Source organism: Novosphingobium sp. Sphag1I (assembly GCF_056279125.1).
On the sequence record NZ_JBWBQS010000014.1, the window covers coordinates 1 to 16,442 of the forward strand.

21 protein-coding genes and 1 pseudogene are annotated in these 16,442 nt (G+C 63.1%); 17 read left to right on the forward strand and 5 right to left on the reverse strand.

The window, feature by feature from the left end:
• Positions 1–202 precede the first annotated feature (202 nt).
• The gene (locus tag ACZ9HU_RS16070; protein ID WP_038575785.1) at positions 203–757 is read left to right on the forward strand and encodes a toll/interleukin-1 receptor domain-containing protein; all 555 of its coding nucleotides are present in this window, start codon (positions 203–205) and stop codon (positions 755–757) included.
• Positions 758–773: 16 nt separating this feature from the next.
• On the opposite strand, the gene ACZ9HU_RS16075 is transcribed toward ACZ9HU_RS16070, so the two are convergent.
• From ACZ9HU_RS16075 to ACZ9HU_RS16085, 3 genes are read right to left on the reverse strand one after another with little or no spacing between them, the layout of a single operon-like run.
• Positions 774–1,430, reverse strand: coding sequence for an SLOG domain-containing protein (locus ACZ9HU_RS16075; RefSeq protein WP_038575783.1), 657 nt, complete (start codon positions 1,428–1,430; stop codon positions 774–776).
• A gap of 2 nt (positions 1,431–1,432) precedes the next feature.
• Positions 1,433–2,593: a toll/interleukin-1 receptor domain-containing protein gene (locus ACZ9HU_RS16080; RefSeq protein WP_292624075.1), complete on the reverse strand. Its 1,161-nt coding sequence runs from the start codon at positions 2,591–2,593 to the stop codon at positions 1,433–1,435.
• Between the two features lie 5 nt (positions 2,594–2,598).
• Entirely contained in the window at positions 2,599–3,087 is a 489-nt protein-coding gene (locus ACZ9HU_RS16085) for a TIR domain-containing protein (RefSeq protein WP_476106398.1), read from the reverse strand.
• A gap of 209 nt (positions 3,088–3,296) precedes the next feature.
• Here ACZ9HU_RS16085 and ACZ9HU_RS16090 point away from each other — a divergent pair, with 209 nt between their 5' ends.
• The 14 genes and pseudogenes from ACZ9HU_RS16090 to ACZ9HU_RS16155 all read left to right on the forward strand — a co-directional run bounded on the left by ACZ9HU_RS16090 (position 3,297) and on the right by ACZ9HU_RS16155 (position 13,049).
• Positions 3,297–4,430, forward strand: coding sequence for a tyrosine-type recombinase/integrase (locus ACZ9HU_RS16090; RefSeq protein ID WP_476106543.1), 1,134 nt, complete (start codon positions 3,297–3,299; stop codon positions 4,428–4,430).
• Positions 4,423–6,240 (forward strand): site-specific integrase, encoded by a 1,818-nt coding sequence (locus tag ACZ9HU_RS16095; RefSeq protein ID WP_476106400.1) that lies wholly within the window; start codon positions 4,423–4,425, stop codon positions 6,238–6,240. Before ACZ9HU_RS16090 ends, ACZ9HU_RS16095 begins: the two co-directional genes overlap by 8 nt.
• Before the next feature lie 4 nt (positions 6,241–6,244).
• Positions 6,245–8,053: a site-specific integrase gene (locus ACZ9HU_RS16100; protein WP_476106402.1), complete on the forward strand. Its 1,809-nt coding sequence runs from the start codon at positions 6,245–6,247 to the stop codon at positions 8,051–8,053.
• A complete protein-coding gene (locus ACZ9HU_RS16105; RefSeq protein ID WP_476106403.1) occupies positions 8,037–8,495 on the forward strand; it encodes a hypothetical protein in 459 nt (152 codons plus the stop codon). The genes ACZ9HU_RS16100 and ACZ9HU_RS16105 overlap by 17 nt, the downstream gene beginning before the upstream one ends.
• Before the next feature lie 103 nt (positions 8,496–8,598).
• A pseudogene (locus ACZ9HU_RS16110) lies at positions 8,599–9,201 on the forward strand (hypothetical protein); the annotation flags it as partial.
• Complete coding sequence (locus ACZ9HU_RS16115) at positions 9,198–9,548, forward strand: DUF3768 domain-containing protein (protein ID WP_476106405.1); 351 nt, start codon at positions 9,198–9,200, stop codon at positions 9,546–9,548. The pseudogene ACZ9HU_RS16110 and the gene ACZ9HU_RS16115, both read left to right, overlap by 4 nt.
• Before the next feature lie 45 nt (positions 9,549–9,593).
• Positions 9,594–9,788 (forward strand): hypothetical protein, encoded by a 195-nt coding sequence (locus tag ACZ9HU_RS16120; protein ID WP_476106406.1) that lies wholly within the window; start codon positions 9,594–9,596, stop codon positions 9,786–9,788.
• Positions 9,785–10,114 (forward strand): hypothetical protein, encoded by a 330-nt coding sequence (locus tag ACZ9HU_RS16125; RefSeq protein WP_476106408.1) that lies wholly within the window; start codon positions 9,785–9,787, stop codon positions 10,112–10,114. The genes ACZ9HU_RS16120 and ACZ9HU_RS16125 overlap by 4 nt, the downstream gene beginning before the upstream one ends.
• A 73-nt stretch (positions 10,115–10,187) precedes the next feature.
• Positions 10,188–10,508, forward strand: a complete 321-nt coding sequence (locus ACZ9HU_RS16130) for a DUF7673 family protein (protein WP_476106410.1) — start codon at positions 10,188–10,190, stop codon at positions 10,506–10,508.
• A gap of 163 nt (positions 10,509–10,671) precedes the next feature.
• Positions 10,672–11,184 carry a DUF736 domain-containing protein gene (locus tag ACZ9HU_RS16135; RefSeq protein ID WP_476106412.1) on the forward strand — a complete coding sequence of 171 codons (513 nt, stop codon included), beginning with the start codon at positions 10,672–10,674 and terminating at the stop codon, positions 11,182–11,184.
• A gap of 190 nt (positions 11,185–11,374) precedes the next feature.
• On the forward strand, positions 11,375–11,638 hold the full coding sequence (locus tag ACZ9HU_RS16140; protein WP_029993263.1) for a type II toxin-antitoxin system Phd/YefM family antitoxin: 264 nt from the start codon (positions 11,375–11,377) through the stop codon (positions 11,636–11,638).
• Positions 11,638–12,075, forward strand: coding sequence for a hypothetical protein (locus tag ACZ9HU_RS16145; RefSeq protein ID WP_476106414.1), 438 nt, complete (start codon positions 11,638–11,640; stop codon positions 12,073–12,075). The genes ACZ9HU_RS16140 and ACZ9HU_RS16145 overlap by 1 nt, the downstream gene beginning before the upstream one ends.
• Before the next feature lie 66 nt (positions 12,076–12,141).
• The gene (locus ACZ9HU_RS16150) at positions 12,142–12,327 is read left to right on the forward strand and encodes a hypothetical protein (RefSeq protein ID WP_476106415.1); all 186 of its coding nucleotides are present in this window, start codon (positions 12,142–12,144) and stop codon (positions 12,325–12,327) included.
• A 401-nt stretch (positions 12,328–12,728) separates the two neighbouring features.
• Positions 12,729–13,049, forward strand: a complete 321-nt coding sequence (locus ACZ9HU_RS16155) for a single-stranded DNA-binding protein (protein ID WP_029993262.1) — start codon at positions 12,729–12,731, stop codon at positions 13,047–13,049.
• Between the two features lie 32 nt (positions 13,050–13,081).
• Here the strand turns inward: ACZ9HU_RS16155 and ACZ9HU_RS16160 are convergent, their stop codons facing one another.
• Positions 13,082–13,729, reverse strand: a complete 648-nt coding sequence (locus ACZ9HU_RS16160; protein ID WP_476106418.1) for an AbiU2 domain-containing protein — start codon at positions 13,727–13,729, stop codon at positions 13,082–13,084.
• 510 nt (positions 13,730–14,239) lie between these two features.
• Here ACZ9HU_RS16160 and ACZ9HU_RS16165 point away from each other — a divergent pair.
• Both ACZ9HU_RS16165 and ACZ9HU_RS16170 read left to right on the forward strand, forming a co-directional pair.
• Positions 14,240–15,214, forward strand: a complete 975-nt coding sequence (locus tag ACZ9HU_RS16165) for a DUF2493 domain-containing protein (RefSeq protein ID WP_476106420.1) — start codon at positions 14,240–14,242, stop codon at positions 15,212–15,214.
• A 212-nt stretch (positions 15,215–15,426) separates the two neighbouring features.
• The gene (locus tag ACZ9HU_RS16170; protein WP_476106422.1) at positions 15,427–16,005 is read left to right on the forward strand and encodes a hypothetical protein; all 579 of its coding nucleotides are present in this window, start codon (positions 15,427–15,429) and stop codon (positions 16,003–16,005) included.
• Between the two features lie 73 nt (positions 16,006–16,078).
• On the opposite strand, the gene ACZ9HU_RS16175 is transcribed toward ACZ9HU_RS16170, so the two are convergent.
• Positions 16,079–16,243, reverse strand: coding sequence for a hypothetical protein (locus tag ACZ9HU_RS16175; protein ID WP_476106425.1), 165 nt, complete (start codon positions 16,241–16,243; stop codon positions 16,079–16,081).
• Positions 16,244–16,442 lie beyond the last annotated feature (199 nt).

Consider the following 16,442-nt stretch of genomic DNA (forward strand, 5'->3'; position numbering starts at 1 on the left):
CCGGATCGAGGTCACCCGCGAGGGATTTTGGATGGTGACTATCAGCCCAATTTCGACTGAGGGCTATCATTCAACCGTCGAAACCGGACGCTTACGATCAAAAACGGGATCGAGAGCTGGATTGAGGACGCGATAGCGATCCGCTCAAAGAACTGATGGAACTCCGTGAATTCGTGCGATATTCGATGATAGAGTTTCGATTATGATCGAATACATTACAAAATCCGAGCTTCGGAATTTTGCCGATAAGTTAAATGTTAGCGAACAGGCAAGTCTCAGAAAATCTGCTGCTTCTCGTAGCCTCTCAGGCACCACATTTCTTTCGCACTCAAGCAAAGATGATGATTTGGTCGTTGGCGCTATTCGTGTGTTGGAAGGGCACGGAGCCAGGGTCTATGTCGATGAAATCGACCCGGAAATGCCCCCATACACGACGGAGGAAACGGCGGGGCTGTTAAAGAGCCGTATTCGCCAGACCAAGCGCTTTGTCCTTCTTGCAAGCAAGAACAGCAAGGACAGCCGTTGGGTGCCCTGGGAGTTGGGCGTGGCCGATGGGTATAAAGGGCTGACGAAGATCGCGCTGTTCCCGGCATCCGACAGCTCGCATGAGCAAGCGTGGGCATCGTGGGAGTATCTGGGATTATACCGCCGCATTGTCTGGGGGGATCTACAGGGTCATCAAAAGCGTGTCTGGATGGTTCTCGACGAGAAAAGGAACACAGCTACGGAGCTCAGCGAATGGCTGGCTGGCGAATGATGAGTTCCCACCCCGTTTAAGCAGTGGCTGGGGGCTGCCAAAATCGCTCCTCAACGACAGCCGGTTGCAGGGCCGGGCTTTCGAAGCGCTCCTCTCGGACGGAAACGTCAAGGTGGCGGTGAAATAACGCAACATAGTCCCGGTCTTCCGCTAGGTCGGGCGCTAGAGACCCAACTTGCGCCCCCACTTCAAGCGTCGCGCCGCCCGTGGAGATTACTGGTATCACTGCAGCCTCTGGTTGCAGGCGTCGAAACATTTCGTACTCTTGTACGATCCCACCCATGCCACCAATGAATACCGCTGCTTTGAACTTGTGTTCGGAAAACATGCGCTCGCGCATGGCAAGCAGGCTCTTCTCCCGATCCTTCTCAACCTCGTCTGTATAAATCACGTTATTGAATCGCTCGTTGTCCTCGGGAAATTCATCCTCGAAATGGCGAGACTGATAGAGCCGTACCCAATGTCCGTAATTTACTCCGATGTCTTGAGAGACCACCCAGATCATCGGTGTGATTGCGGGTTGTCCACCCCAAACAAGAAGTCTGCGACCAAGTGTGACGTGCACCAAAGCGGAAACTGCGGCGGTAATCGCGACAGTGTCGGCGGTCGCCGCATATTGTGGCCCTCGCTTCGGATCTGGCACACCTGCCGATAGGAAAATGGCCTCAGCCATGGTCAATTCTCCCATGCTGCGAGAGCCCATCCGGCTTCGGAAACCTTAATCGCGCGGACCGCGAGAATATGCTCTCCAAGCCATCGGAGGTGGGCATTCCATGCATCACGGATGCCGATATGATCGTAGACCAGTACCGGTATCTCCTGCTGTTCCGCTCGTCGCGCCTTATCGGCCACATCGTTCAAAATTTCGGCCGTGGGGATTCCAACAATCGGATATGCCCAAATCTTTTGACCATCCAGCAATCGCACAGCGACGGCTCGGTGTGCGCCGACGCCTTCCACCGATGCTCCAATTTTTTCGACGTCAGCGCGAAGCTTGCCGGTTATCGACATATATCGGGATGCGATGCTTCGGCTTCGTAGCCGTTCCACCTCAAGAACGATTGCATCGGCCGTTTTTGCTACTATCGGTCCATCCGCCCCCTCGAGTTCTTCTGGATCAAGATAAATGGTCTCTGCAAGATCAGTCAGTTTGTTCGGTGTATGTGCAGGCCAAATGACACGAAGAACTTGAATTTCCTTTGCGCGTGCTCTTCCTATTTCTTGTCGCGTCCATCGGCTATCAAAATAAGTTGGAGTGTCGAGCATAACCATAACATCAGAATCGACGAGCCTGTGCCAAAGCACATCTTGGAACGGATCGCCGGGCCTAATATCGTGTGTGTCCAGGAAAACGTCGAATCCGCGGGATGCGAGGAGATCGTGGAGTTGCAACGCAGCTGCTCGGGATTCAACGCGTCGATAGCTGACAAATACCCGTCGCTGTCGGCGGAGCAGGCCAACGCATTCCAGCATCGCCGATGCGAGTTCGGTCATCGCTGGATCGTCAGCGCGCCGCGTTAGCCCGTTGATGGGCTGGAGAAACTGGGGGATGTGAACATTGAAGTCTGCGCCGGCAGCGATCGTGGGAATGATGGGCGCGCTCGCTCGGATGAGTTCTTGGGCCGCCTCCAGATCTTGTTGGGCGTTTCCTCCGAAATACGCACATGCGAATGCTGCTGGTTTGTGTCGTCCACTCAGCGTGTCCGCATTATGCACAACTACATCGTCGCCCAACGTCAATCCGAAGTCGGAAACGATATCGGCGAGCGTCGCGGTTAGTGTTGCGCGATCCCCGGGCGTTACGGCGCCAAGTATGGCCAATTCATAGATACTCATTGATGTCAGCGACCGGCCGCCTTTGCTGCAGTTTCAATCCAAGCCGGCATGTTGACATAGCCGTTATCCCGAACCCAATTATACGCCCCGTATAGGTTCGAAAGCGGAACATCCCGGCCATTCTGCTTAATTGTAAAATAGCTGAGTGGGTTGGTCCCCTGACGATCAATCCCAAGTTGCGGATCTTTTACGCTATGGATGTCGATGGCCAAGAGGCCTTTTCCAAGCTCGTAGCTTCTCTTGATCTCGTGCCGGACCCATTCACGGTCATACGTCTCCGCGCCAAACAGCACCACAGTCACGGACGTACCTTTGAGCTGCTCCTCGATCCATTTTTCTATGCCGCCCGCTCGTTTCTTCGCCTCTTCGAACTCTGCCTTGTCATAGAAGGGCTGGGCTTCACCACCGGGCCGAACCACCCAGGAATTGCGGACTTGCACGACCCGTCGAACGTCACGGTCATAGTGAAAGCTAAAGAATACCCGACGTGCCACCACTTACCCCCTCGATCATCGTTCACTCATATCAAGGCGGGAGCCAAGTGTCAGCAGCCACGGTGAGTGGTTGGTGTCGAGTCGCAACGACACCCTTCGACATGACGAGGAAACCGCCCATTCCATCGAAATGCGTCGGTCAAACCGGCCATATTGCGCTACTTTCGAAATCGCATCTGTGCGGGCGAGGGAGATAGCCCGTGGTATCAATGATTCGGGCATTTTCTGGCATGCCCCATGTCCCACGTGGCTTCCCGATCCTGTTCGACGCCGACATGGCGATCATCGAGCCTGCCTTCGTCTGGCTCATGGAGCACGCCGAACTGAGCGGCCGCGCGCAGGCGTCTGAAACCGTCCGGACCTATGGCGAACATCTCCACGACTGGTTCGACTCGCTCGAACAATCGGGGATCGAATGGCGCGAGGCCGACGAGCGTGTCATCGCTGCTTATCGCAACCGAATGCTGGAGAATCCCAGCACGCATACCGGGCGGCCCTATGCCCGGACCACGATCAATGCGCGCGTCTCGACCGTCTGCCGCTTCTACGGTTGGGCGCTCGACCGGGGGCTGATCGACCATTGCCCGTTCCGGTTGACCGAGAAGATGACGCTGATGCTTGACGGTTCCTATCGCCCAGGCTTGCAGCGGCGCCAGGTCAACGAGCTGATCGTCTCGCGCCCCGAAAAGCTGCCACGGCCACTGCGCGCCGATGAACTGGCGCGGCTGTTTGCGCATCTGAGGCCCACCGCCCGACTAGCCGCGCAATGGGCGCTCGGGGCGGGTCTGCGCCGCAAGGAACTTTCAGCGCTCGCCGTCGAACAGATCCCGGATAGCTGGCCGCTCGACCTCGACCGCGATCCGCTAGTCGGCGTGCCGCTGCATATCACCAAGGGCGATCGGCCGAGGACGGTCTATCCGCCGCTTCGGCTGCTCGATCACACACACTGGTATATCGGCGAGGAACGCGCCCGGATCGTCCGCCGTATCCGCCGTTCCGACCGGCGCTATCGCGCGCCGTCCAATCTCCTGCTGAACGAGCATGGACGGGCGATGACGCGCAAGCTCCTGACGGCGCAGCTTGCCGAAGCGTTTGCCGCTTCCGGGCTGCAGGGCACACTGCACTGGCTCCGGCACACCTTTGCGATGGCGATGCTGGCCCGTCTCCAGGTCCAGGCCCGCACCAATCCCGACCTCAACCCGCTCAAGGTCGTGCAGGTGCTGCTCGGCCACGCTTCGATCACGACGACGGCGATCTATCTGCGCTGTGTCGAACTGCACGAGCGCGACCTGAGCGAAAGCCTCGCCTATCTCTATGGCGAGCTGATCCCGGCCGATGGTTAGGAACCGCCTCGATCGGACGCTTCGGCTCGAACCGACGCCGACGGACCATCCGGCGGAGCTCGCCGAAATCCAGTTCCGCGACGAATGGGGCAGGATCGTTCAACGGTTTGACCCGGCGCTGCTCGGAATGCCGGACGACATCAGCGCAGCTATCTCGCGCGCCTTCCGCGATCATGATGTGGCGTCCAGCGCCGCCACCCGCACCTCACGCTGGTTCGCGCTCCGCGTGTTCGGCAGGTTCCTGTGCGAAGATGGGCGTGTCAGGCGCGCGGTCGATCTCGATACGGCGACGATCCGCCGGTTCATTACATGGCTGGCGAAGCCCACCAACGGGCGCAGGCGCGGCGTCCAGTCGCAATCCGGTCAGCTCGGTATGATCCGGCCGGTCCTTAAGCGCGCGATCGCGGACAATCCCGGCTTGTTCGCACCGGGCTTCGCCGTTCCCAACAATGCGATCCCGCTCGCCGGCGTCCAGCGGCTACCGCAAGACAGGCTGACGACCTCCGCAATGCGTGCCCTGCTGGCAGTCTGCTATGCCGAGATCGACACTGCCTGGGACAGGTTCCAGCACGGGCAAACCATCGTCGCTCTTCCGAACTTGCCGCTCCGTGGTGGCCGGACCGCCGAACGGGATCGCTGGATATGGAAGCTCCACCGCCTCGGCCACGGCGTCATGCCGCCCGCCCGAGGCTCGGACCTTAACAAGCCCGATCGGCAGCGGATCGCCGACGCAGGCGGGTTCCGTGAGCTGGAAAGCTATCTCCACCTCACGACCGACACGCTGGTTGCGTTCTATATCGTGCTGCTGGTCCAGACGGCGGCAAATGCCGGTCCGCTACGCCAGATCAAGCGCGACTGCCTGGTGCCCCATCCGCTCGAGCGGCATCGCGTCATGGTAGAGTGGGTGAAACCCCGCGCCGGCGGTAAGGTGAAACGCATGCAACGGCGGTCATTCGACAATCGCCGGCCCTATGCGGCGCCTCGCCTGATAGAAAAGCTCCTTGCGATGACGGCGCCGTTGTTGCCGCATGTGGAACCGTCCAGGCGCGATCGGCTGTTCCTGCATCGCTTCCTCATGACGACTGGCCGCCTCGAGCGTGATCATCACGCCGGCCATATCGTGCAGGCCACGTTGCGATCGGCAATGTTGCGCTTCTACGAGCGCCAGAACGCTGCAATCGCCTCGTGGAACGAAGCGCATCCCGAAAAGCCTCGTGCGCTGCTTCCCGACTTCTCGCCCAAGCTGTTCCGCAGCAGCATGGCAAGCGCCCATTATACTGCATCGCAGGGCGACATCATGGCGGCCAAGGCGGTCCTTAATCATGCGAGTGTCGCCACCACAGATATCTACGTCGACGGCGATGCCGTTCGCCGCCTCGAACGCGATACGATCGCCCGACTTCAGGCGCTGATGATCACATGGGTCCGCGGCGAGACAATCTCGGATCGCTCGCAACATAGAGGCGCGGATACCGGCGCGCCGGTGACGGCGCTGTTCGGCCACGACTGCCTTCGCCCGACTGACAGCGGACATGCCCATCCTGGTCGCGTGTGCCCGAAACTGGGAGGCTGCCTTGCCTGTCCGGGCCTGATCGTCCCGATCGACCCGGATCATCTCGCGCGGATCGTCCAGGCCACCTGGCATCTTGAAGCTGCGCGGGAGCGGATCGACCCGATCCGGTTCGGCCTCTTTTACGCGCCCAGCCTTCAGGTGCTGACGCAAGACCTGCTACCGGCATTCCCGCCCGAGATGATGCCAGACGCCGAACGGCTCATGTGCGCCCTGCCTTCGCTGCCGGATCTGGAATAGCCTCATGGCCTCCGTCCCGACATCCACGTTCACCCAGGTTCCGGCTCCATTGCTCGGGAACGAAGGCGTGCCCGCCGCGATGACGTTCAACTGGGGGTTCGAAATGCCGGACGGAAGCCGGTTCAGCGACGATCAGTGGACGCCGCTCCGGCACGCGGCCGAACTGTTCCTGCTCTCGCTGCGGCACGATCCACCCGAAGGCCGGATGCCGCTCCGAAAGGAAACGATCCGCGGCCACTTCAGTCATATCCGCTTCCTTGCCCGATGGATGGCGGCGGAAAACGTCCGACGCTTCAGGGATCTCGATCAGGACACCGTGGGTCGCTTCGTGGCGATGCTGCGCGCGCGCCCGGGCAGGAACGGCGCGTTGCTCTCGCTCAGCACCGCCGAAGGCCATCTCGGCACGATCCGCACCTTCCATATGCAGCGCGACAAGCTGGACGACGCGCCGCCGACGGCACCGCCTCGCGCCGCCTCGGTCGGGAAGCGGCACTGGAAGCCTTATGGCGGTCATCCCTATACCCCTGACGAGATCGCCGTGCCGCTGATCAGCGGGGCAATCGAGTTGCTCGGCGATCCGGCGGACCAGATAATCGCCCTGCGCGACCGTCTCGCAGACCTGTATGAACGGCTCCGACCACGGCACCAGGGACGAATGCTCCACTGGCATATCAGACGCGCGATGCTGGCCGAGCCATGTCCCTGCGCCGATCGGTATCCGAATCCGGAATGGCCACTGCGCCGCCTGGCGTTCATGCTCGACCGGCTTGGCGATGCCTGCTTCACCGTCATCGCCTATCTTGTTGGCGCGCGCGCCTCCGAGATACTCAGGCTTGAAGAGGGCTGCCTCGAACGGCGCGCGACCGACGAAGACGGCGAGGAACACGTCTATCTGGTCGGCACGATCACGAAGACGTCGCTGACGGAACATGGCGACCTCCACCGTTGGCTCGCGCCCGAGCCGGTCCAGCGCGCAATCCACATACTCGAGTGTCTCTCCGCTCCGCTCCGCGAACTCAGCGGCGAGAAGAATCTCTGGCTCCACCAGCTCGGTCGGGGACGATCACCGCTCCCGACGATGATGCCCGTCGCCCGACTGCGGTCACCCATGGTCAATGTCCGCTTGAACGAGCGGCTTGCGCCGTTCCTCGCCTTGCCGGACCACCAAGGCGGCACCTGGCGCCTGACCACCTATCAGGGGCGCAAGACGTTCTCGCGGTTCATCGGGCGGCGCGACCGCACTGGCCTGACGGCGCTGCAACGCCATCTCGGGCATGTCCACCGCGCGATGACCGACCGGGCCTATGTCGGCACCGACTTCGAGCTTGCCGAGTTGATCGACGAGCAGGCCGCCGAAGAAACCCGCAAGGCGCTGGAAGACCTGCTCCTGGCTCCGCACGTTGCGGGGAAGGCGGGCGTCATGCTCTCCGAGCGATCGCCGTTCCGCGGGCGCGCGGGATCGGGCGATGTCGATGCCTATATTACCGAAATCCTCGCCGAAACGGATATGCGCCTCGGCGTCTGCGACTGGGGCTATTGCCTTTACCGCCGGGAGACATCCGCTTGCCTCGGCGGCGAGCGCGAGCCGAACCCAGTGCTTCGCACGCAAAGCACCTGCTCAAGTTGCGCCAACTTCGCCGTGACTGACCGGCATAGGCCGGTCTGGGAGGCGCGCCTTGAACGTAACACCGTGCTGACCCAGCGCGATGACCTCGATGCCGAGAGCCGCGCGCTTGCCGAAGCACGCATCCAGGAATCTCTCCGCATCTTGGCCCAGCTCGACAAAGGAAATGCCGATGGCGTCCGAGACTGATCTGTCCACCCCACAGGCCCGTCGGCGGGCGAACACCGATGCACGCCTGCGCGAAGCCCTTGGCGTCCTCGCTAATAACGCGTCCACCGCGCCAACGGTCGCCGGGCTCGCACGAGCAGCCGGGGTCGGTCGCAACATCATCTATACCCACCATGCCGGCGTTCTCGACGCCCTGCGTGAGCTTCAGTCGCAGCGTGAGGCGGCCACTGAAACGGCCGCAGGCGAGGCTGATCGCATACGCTCTGCTCTTCGCGATGCGGAAGCCAGGAACATCGCCCTTGCGACACATAATGCCAGCCTGCTGAAGCGCGCTGTCGAAGCCGAGCAGCGGGCGGAACGGCTCGAACGCCGCAATGCGCAGCTCGTGCAGGAACTCGATCGGATGCGCCGGCCCGTTCCGATCCGCACCAACGCCGAAGCGCCCGATCCCTCTGCTGCCTGAAGGCGGTCACGCCCTAATCGGGCGTCATGCAAGGGGAGAGGGTGAAGGAACGACGGAAATGCGAGCTTTGCGAGGCCAATAAGACAGGTCGATCCAGACCTAATGCAGCCTCAAATGGAAGGTCGCGCCGCAGGACGCCTTCCTGAAGACATGGGCGCCGGCGCGGGCCGCATGGGCGAACGGGCAGAAGGTCGTGCGCCTGATCGGTTACGACACATCGCCCGCCGATTCCCGGCGCCATGCCCATGCGTCGGCGCTCGACGACCCGCTGTTCGAGTGCCGCTATCCGCTACGCGAATGGAATTGGACGCGCGATCGCTGCATCGCCCGGATCGAGGCCGCAGGCCTCCCGGTGCCGCCCAAATCGAGCTGCTTTTTCTGCGGCGCCATCCGACCCGATGAAGTGCGCGCCCTGCCGGCCTGGTGTCTTCGCTTGATCGTCCTGATCGAAGCCCGCGCCGAGTCGCGGCTGCGCACCGTCGAGGGATTGTGGCGCCGATCGACCAGGACCCGGCCCGGCAGGATCACCGATTTCATTCGCGCCGAGCGGCTGCTCCCCGAGGCCGAGATCGACGCGATCCGGCGCGATGCGCCGACCGATCTCATCCGCTTCCAGGACGCCGCCAGCATCGTGCCGATCGCCGAGCGGCCGACGATGGAAGAATGGATCGCGAGTTTCAACGCTGGCTTGATGGAGGCAGCATGACCAGCACCATATCCCGGATCGCCGAGCTTAATGACCGCGTGCGGCTCGGCCTCGATCGAAATGCGCGCATCGTGATGACGGCGACCTGTCTCGCCACATTGGCAGGCGACGACCGCATCGTCAGCGAAGCCATCGCCCAGGCTGCGGTGCTCGCTGCCGTCCGGCGCTACGAATTCAAACCCACCGACGGCCCGGAGCGCAATTACGGCCAATTCGAAATCGAGGGTCACGTCGTGCGCTTTCGCATCGATTATTACGACCCCTCACTCGAATGGGGCTCGGAAGATCCTGCCGATGCCGCGGCGACCGTTCGTGTCCTGACGATCATGCTTCCCTGCGACGACTGAGCCGATCAGTCGCTTCGCCAAATTCAAACCAGAATGGAGGTAATCTTGCGCCGCATCACACCCGCGACGTCCGAGGACGGACAAGCCATCGCGATTGCCGTTGAACGCCTGCGCGAAGCCCGTACCCTGCTGCGCAGGGCAGGCGCGCGCCGCGCGGCATCGGCAGCAGGTCAGGCCATCAATAGCGCCGAAGGCGCCGCGCGGCATGTCGCGCATAGAATGCGGAGGACATACGCATGAGCAGGCACATTCTCCCGCCCAAGGCCGGACATCCCGAGGTCGTCTGCGCGGCGGTAGGCTGGGACCGGCCGCTGCAGACCTATTATGCCCAGGTGTCTTTTCGCACCGATGATGAACCCGATGAGGGGGAAGCCCTGATCTGGCGGGGCACGGAACCGGGCGACCTTCCCACGCCCGAGGCCGCGATCGCCGTGGTCGCGCCCTATGCGGAAATCCCGTCGGGGCTCGCCGAGCAGCTCCTCGCCGACATGACCGCAACGATCGGCGAGAAGGACGGCCTACACCAGGTCGAGGTCAAGCGGCGGCTGTTCGGCTCGATTCACTAAGACCCGCGCCTTCAAGACAGAAACGCTTGCGCCGGGGTGTCGCCTCGATACCCTCACACCGAGGGGAAAGCCGATGACGTCCGTACCGACAGATTATGATTCCGCCCGTGCGGCGCTGACACGGCTCATCCCGCTCGCCATGAGCGACACCGGGCAGGCGCGCCGCGTCGCGAACTTCCTGATGGCCTGGTGGAATGGTCCGGAGCTTGGCCATTTCGAAATCGCCGACATGTTCGGCCTCGACGTCGACGTGGCCAACGACATCACCAGCGTCATCGGCTTTCTCGGCCAGAACGACCGCGGCGCCGTCTATATCGACAGTCTCGGTTTCGCCGAAGAGATGCAGGACGTCATCGCCCTGTGGCGGCCATCGGCAGGCGTCCCCCAGACCTGACGCGCTGCGCGTGATTGCGCGGGCCTGAAGCACCCGACGGCGCCGAAGTGGCGCGTCGGAGCGGCGCTGGCGCGCCTTACTCGGCCGAACGGCCGAGGAGAGGAGCGGGAGAGAGATGGTGTTCGGACAAGGGGTTCGAGCGCACTTTCTCAGGAGACTTCCCATGAACATCGGCACCATCACCCAGAACGCCAGCGGCACCTACACCGGCAAGATCTCGACGCTCACGGTCGCGATCGTCATCGCGCTTCGCACCATCCATTCCGCCAATCCGCGTGCGCCCAAGTTCGAGATCCTCGCGCTCTCGGCGGCGCGCCAGTGGGTCCAGGTCGGCTCGCTGTTCGAGCTGGCGTCCAATGCGACCGGCGAAATGTTTCTCAACGGCAAGATCGAGGACCCCAGCCTCGACAAGCCGCTCTACATCTCGGCGTTCCGTCAGGACGACGGCTCGTACAACATCGTCTGGTCGCGTCCGAACCGCCGCCGCGATGCGCCGACCGACACCGCGCCGGCCGATGACAGCCTGCCGCCGCTGCCCGGCGCGGACGAACCGGCCAAGCCGAACGGCCCCGCTGGCCCGGACGGGCTGGGTGAATCCTCGGCCGAGGGCGCGTTCGGCGGCGAGCCCGCGCAGGGCAACGGCCGCCGTCGCCGCACGCCCGAAATGGCGGACTGACGATCCTCTCCCCCGGCCGCGCGTCTCCCCCTGGCGCGCGGCACCCTCGCAGGGCTTGTTTGCCGCATGGCAAGCGGGCCCTGCCTTCGTTTCCCTGTGACCGTGACCTCAGCTATCGTCCTCGCGCGCGCGACACAGAGGACTTGAAATTTGTCCGGAAACTCCGTACTTTCCGGATAGGAGAATCACTATGCCCCAGACTGTCAGTTCCGTTGAGGCGTCAAAGGCCTTCGGCCGCATCAGCCGCCAGGCGCTGGTTGCGCCCCTTACCATCACGCATCATGGCCACGATAGCCTCGTGCTGATGTCGGCCGCCGAATATCAGCGGCTCAAGCGGCGCGATCGTCAGGTGTTGACGTTGGCCGACTTCACAGAAGAGGACCGCGCAGCGGTCGCAGCGTCGCGCGCGCCTGCTGAGGCGGCAGCTTTCAACGACGAGATCCAGGATAATTGATGCCATTCCCCAAGCCGGTTCCAGGCCTCGTTCTCCGCTACTCGTACCTTTGGGGACATGAAGCCAAGGCCGGACACGAAGAAGGCAGCAAGGATCGCCCCTGTGCCGTCCTGCTCACGATCGTCGCCAAAGACGGACGGGAGATAGTCACAGTTCTGCCTGTAACACACACGCCCCCAAGCGACCCGAGATTAGCCGTTGAAATACCAGCGGGTACGAAGGCGCGTCTTGGTCTCGACGATGACCGCTCCTGGATCATTCTCAACGAGGCCAACCGCTTCGAATGGCCAGGCCCTGATCTCCGTCCTGTCCCGGGCGATAAGGACGCAAACGTCACCTATGGCATGCTCCCGATGGGGATATACGATCTCGTGCGGACGAAATGGCTGGCTGCATTCGACGCAGGCCTCGTTGACCAAGTCATTCGCACATCCTGATGGTGTTAGGTGTCCGGCTCGCCGAAAACGCGGCGTCGCCGGCTTCGGCAGCGGGAATAGATGCCAATGACTGAACAGAGCGGCAATCGGACGGTGATCACGGCCGAGACCATGAGCGACGAGCAGAGGGCCGAGCTTGCGGCATCGAGACCGACGGCCGAGGAGATCGCCGCCGACCGATGGGCCGACGAGCCTGCCATCGCGCCTGAAAAATCCCGCCGGGCGAAGCTCCGACTTCCCTTCCGAACCTGAGGCCGTCTCGGCCGGGCAGCATCGCCGATTGACCTCGGACACGGACGTGGCGTTCCGCACCCGTCAACCCAGAGGTGCCGGCCTGCCTGATTGCTGTTCGAGCAGCGCCATGCGTTCTCTCCGGCGTGAGATCGGACCATCGGCAGCGCGGCGCGACATTGTCCACCGGATAGAGCCGCGCTGCGACCTGCGGCCTTCCTCCGCCATGTTCCTGACACCTGCGGCGAGACGAAGACGTCCCGCAACCCCATCCGGTCGCCCGTGTTGCCGCTGCGCGGCTGCCCGCGCCAAGCTCCCTCCAGAGGTTCCCCTCCGCTGGCGCTCCGGTGCGGACCGTCTCCGCACGCCGCTCTTCGGTGTCACCGGCGGGAAGGCCGCTGGACCCAACGAGGAGCACCACCATGAACAACGTCAATCTCGCCGGCCGCGTCGCCAAGGACCCCGAAACCCGCGGCGCCGTCACCACCCTCATCGTCGCGACCGATCGCGTGAAGCTCAGGGACGGCAAGACCTATGTCGACGAGGCCACCGGCTACACCGCCAAGGAGACCGAGTTCCACAAGGTCACCTGCTTCAACGGTCTCGGCAAGGCCGGCGCGTCGCGCAAGAAAGGCGATGTCGTCGCCATCACCGGCCGGCTGCACTATTCGAGCTGGGAGGATCGCGACGGCGTCACCCGGTACGGCTGCGAGATCATCGCCGACAAGATCGACTTCTTCTGACCCGATAGGGCGGCGCCTGCGGGCGCCGCCCTTCAGCTCAACTGGCCCGGGAAGTTCGCGCGTCGCCCGGTCTCGAGATTGCGGACCATGTTGTCGACGGCGATCGCGTAGAACTCGCCGACATGAATGCTCGCCACCTCCCTGAGCTTCCACTCATGGCCGGTGACGATCTTGATCACGCTGTTCACCAGGGCGATCACGTCCTGCTCCGCCAGCGGATAGTCGGTATAAATGCGCGCCGGATCGCGCAGATATTCCTTGTCGAGATGGGCGAAGAACTTGTCGCGGCGGCCCATGATGGCGTCGATCGTCGCGCGCCGCGATTCCAGCTCCTCGATCTGCCGTTCGAACTCGCCCGCCGGCGGCGTGCCGGACTTCCAGGTGATGCTCGTCCGGTTCTTCACGCAGAAATCCAGGAATGCGAACAGGCTTCCCTCGGCGCGCCGCGATTTTTCGAGCAGCCGGGACACGGCCAGGTGCAGGTCGATCTCGGCGGACAGCGTCAACGGGTAGAGGATCGGCTCGATCTGCCACAGGCGGTCGCCATGAATATCACGCTGCCGCAGGAGCTGCTGATAGACGGCGAGTTTCGCCACCAGCCCCGGTGGCTCATTGCCATGCAACAGCGCAGCATATCGCGATAGACGCTCCTCATAGTTCGCCTGAATTTGGGCCTTCACTCTTCATTCCTTCAACATTGCCTGCGGCGTCGGTGCTCGATCATTTGGCGCATCCCGGGCCTTCGTCAGGCTCAGGCCGGGACCGGCGCTCTACTCGCCTGCGGCTCCCGGAGCCACGGCCTTGCCGCGTCTCCGCCCTGCCGGGTTACGATCACCTTGCGGGGATGATGGGGAGGGGGTTTCTCCTGGGACAGTCTGGAGCGATTTGCTGTTAACCCGGCCGCCGCGCGGCCGGGGCAAATCATTCTCTCTCTAACATCTCGGTATCAGACAAGCTTCATCGCCGTAGTGTGATGTGCCTTGGGGGGCTTTCTCAAGGATGCGCGGTCCCCCCAATTTTCCCGGGACCGCCGCTGCGCTCTGGCCCCAAGAAAATCGGTTCCCCCACGCCCCGCTGAGGCGGCGCGGGGACTTGTCCCCGCGTCCCTGACAAAGCCCCGTCGGCCCATCCGATGAGATTTCATCTTTCATCCAATCCCGGATGAGAGATCGACTTGTTCGGAGGCTTTTATGACTTCTTTCAACAACTTCGCCGACCTTGCCAGCTTCGTCGCCGCGTCGCGTGAAAACGACGGACTGACCCAGACCTACGAGGGCGCGTTCATCGAACATAGCGAGATGGCCAAGCTCAGCATCGTCGAGGCACCCGAAGCACTCGACATGCCCGATCCCGAGCAGGTGCGGGCCGCCACCGAGATGATGATGCAGACCATGTTCGACGTGCTGCGCGACAGCCGCATGGAGCCGTTCGCGGCCGATCTGGCTTGGGGTTTCGCCAACAGCTTCCATGTCGTCGCGAAGCGCATCGAGGGCCGCGAGGATGACGCCGCCAAGAAGCTCGGCGATCTCGCACGCAGCTACGATCCGTCCGAGATCTACGCGACCGAACTCGAAGACACGCAGCTTCTCTGCCAGACCCTCCAGGGTTGCCGCGAGGCGATGGAATGCATGCGCGACCATGCCGCCGAGGTCTATCGGGTCGAAACCGGCAAGCCCTTCTCGCCGGTCCGGGGAAGTCGGGTTTCCAGCGCCCTCAACGCGTCGATGATCGAGGCCCGCGACTATCTCGCCTCCCGCGCCCGGGAGCGCCGCGAGCAGTTCGCACCGGAAGGCCCGGTCGTGGCATTCTCCGGCGGTCAGGTGTGGGAGGACGCGGACCTGCTCTGGAACGGTCTCGACAGCATCAAGGCACGCATCCCGGAGATGATCCTCGCCACCACCGCGCAGGCGAAGGGCTGCGATGCCGTGGCGCACGCATGGGCGGCATCGCGCGGCGTCAAGGTCATCCAATTCCGCCTCGATCGCAGCCAGGGCAACCGCGCTGCCTTCGTCCGCAACGACCGCATCCTCGGTCTCAAGCCGGTGGAAGCCGTCATCTGCGAAGGCTCGGGCATCCAGCAGAACCTCGCCCAGAAGCTGCGGCAGGCCGGGGTGCCGCTGCACATCGTCCGTCTCGCGCACCAGCGCACCCAGCGCAGCGCGTGAGCGCTCGCTTGGAGGGGCTCCGGCTTCGGCCGGGGCCTCTCCATCTTTTTCTGCGTGGAGATGCGGCACTCAGGGGCATCGAGCCCCTTCGCGCCGCCGGGGACTGAGCGCTGGCGCGCTCGCTCAATGGCCCGCTGATCGCACCGACCTCGCCCCGCAATGCGGCCAGAGGGGAGAGGGAATGGGCGCTGCGTTCAGCAAGGGAGGACGAGATGTCCATTGTATTTCGCATCACCACATCGGCCGACCATCAGGAACGCCAGACCGCCGTCATCAACGCGCGCCAGCTCGCTGCCTTCCGGGAATATCTGCGCCGCGAGGGCGAGCATCTCAACATGGTCCTGCTCGACCCGGATTTCGTGGAGGACGACTATCTCTCCTATCGGTTCGAGGCGCGTGTTTGCCCGCTGGCGCTCGCCAGCATCGCGCGCATCTTCGACTATCAGACCGATGTCATCACGGTGCTGGACGAGGCCCAATTTCGCGGCCGCCGCGTCAACGTCTATCGCGAGGGCGACACTGGGCCGATCACCCTATCGGTCGGCCTGACTTCCGATCTCGGCCTCGAACTCGATCTGGCCTATCAAAACGCCTTCGCGCTGCTCGAAGGACTGGGGCTGCGACCGGACAGCGTCGGAGAAATCCCGATCGATACTGTCCGTTCCCGCCTCGCCGATCCTGCGGTCCGCCGCAGCGTCCAGGCGCAGGGCGCGGCCCAATATCTGTCCCGGCTCGACCGCCTGATCGCGACCGGGAATCTCGACGACAGCTCCCGTCTGGAATGGGCATAGCCTCCGCCCGGACCAGATGTCGGGAAGGGGCGCGCACGCCTGCGCGGCGCGCCCCTTTTCGCGCTGCTCTAGATTAGGCCGCGACCGGCGTTCGCGGCGTCAACAAGGTGTCGATCGCGCATTGCAACTGGTCGGCAGCGTCAGCGTCCTTGGTCGCAATCAGATATTCCTTGGCCTGCCGCATCAATGCCAGCGCGAGTGCCCGCGTCACCGTCGGATCCGTCTCGGAGAGGTCCATATCGCTACCTCGAGCGCGGTCTATCCTCGCGAGCCTCCGAGCCGTCGCTCCTCCCCGGAGAGCTCCCGCGCCGTGCGCGGGAGCCGGGGCTGGTAACACGTCGAGACATGCGCCTACGCTTTTAGTGCCGAGGCACCTGGACATGTGCGCAGGCACCCCGGCGTGAGACCACACCGAGCTGCCTTTCTCGACGGGATTA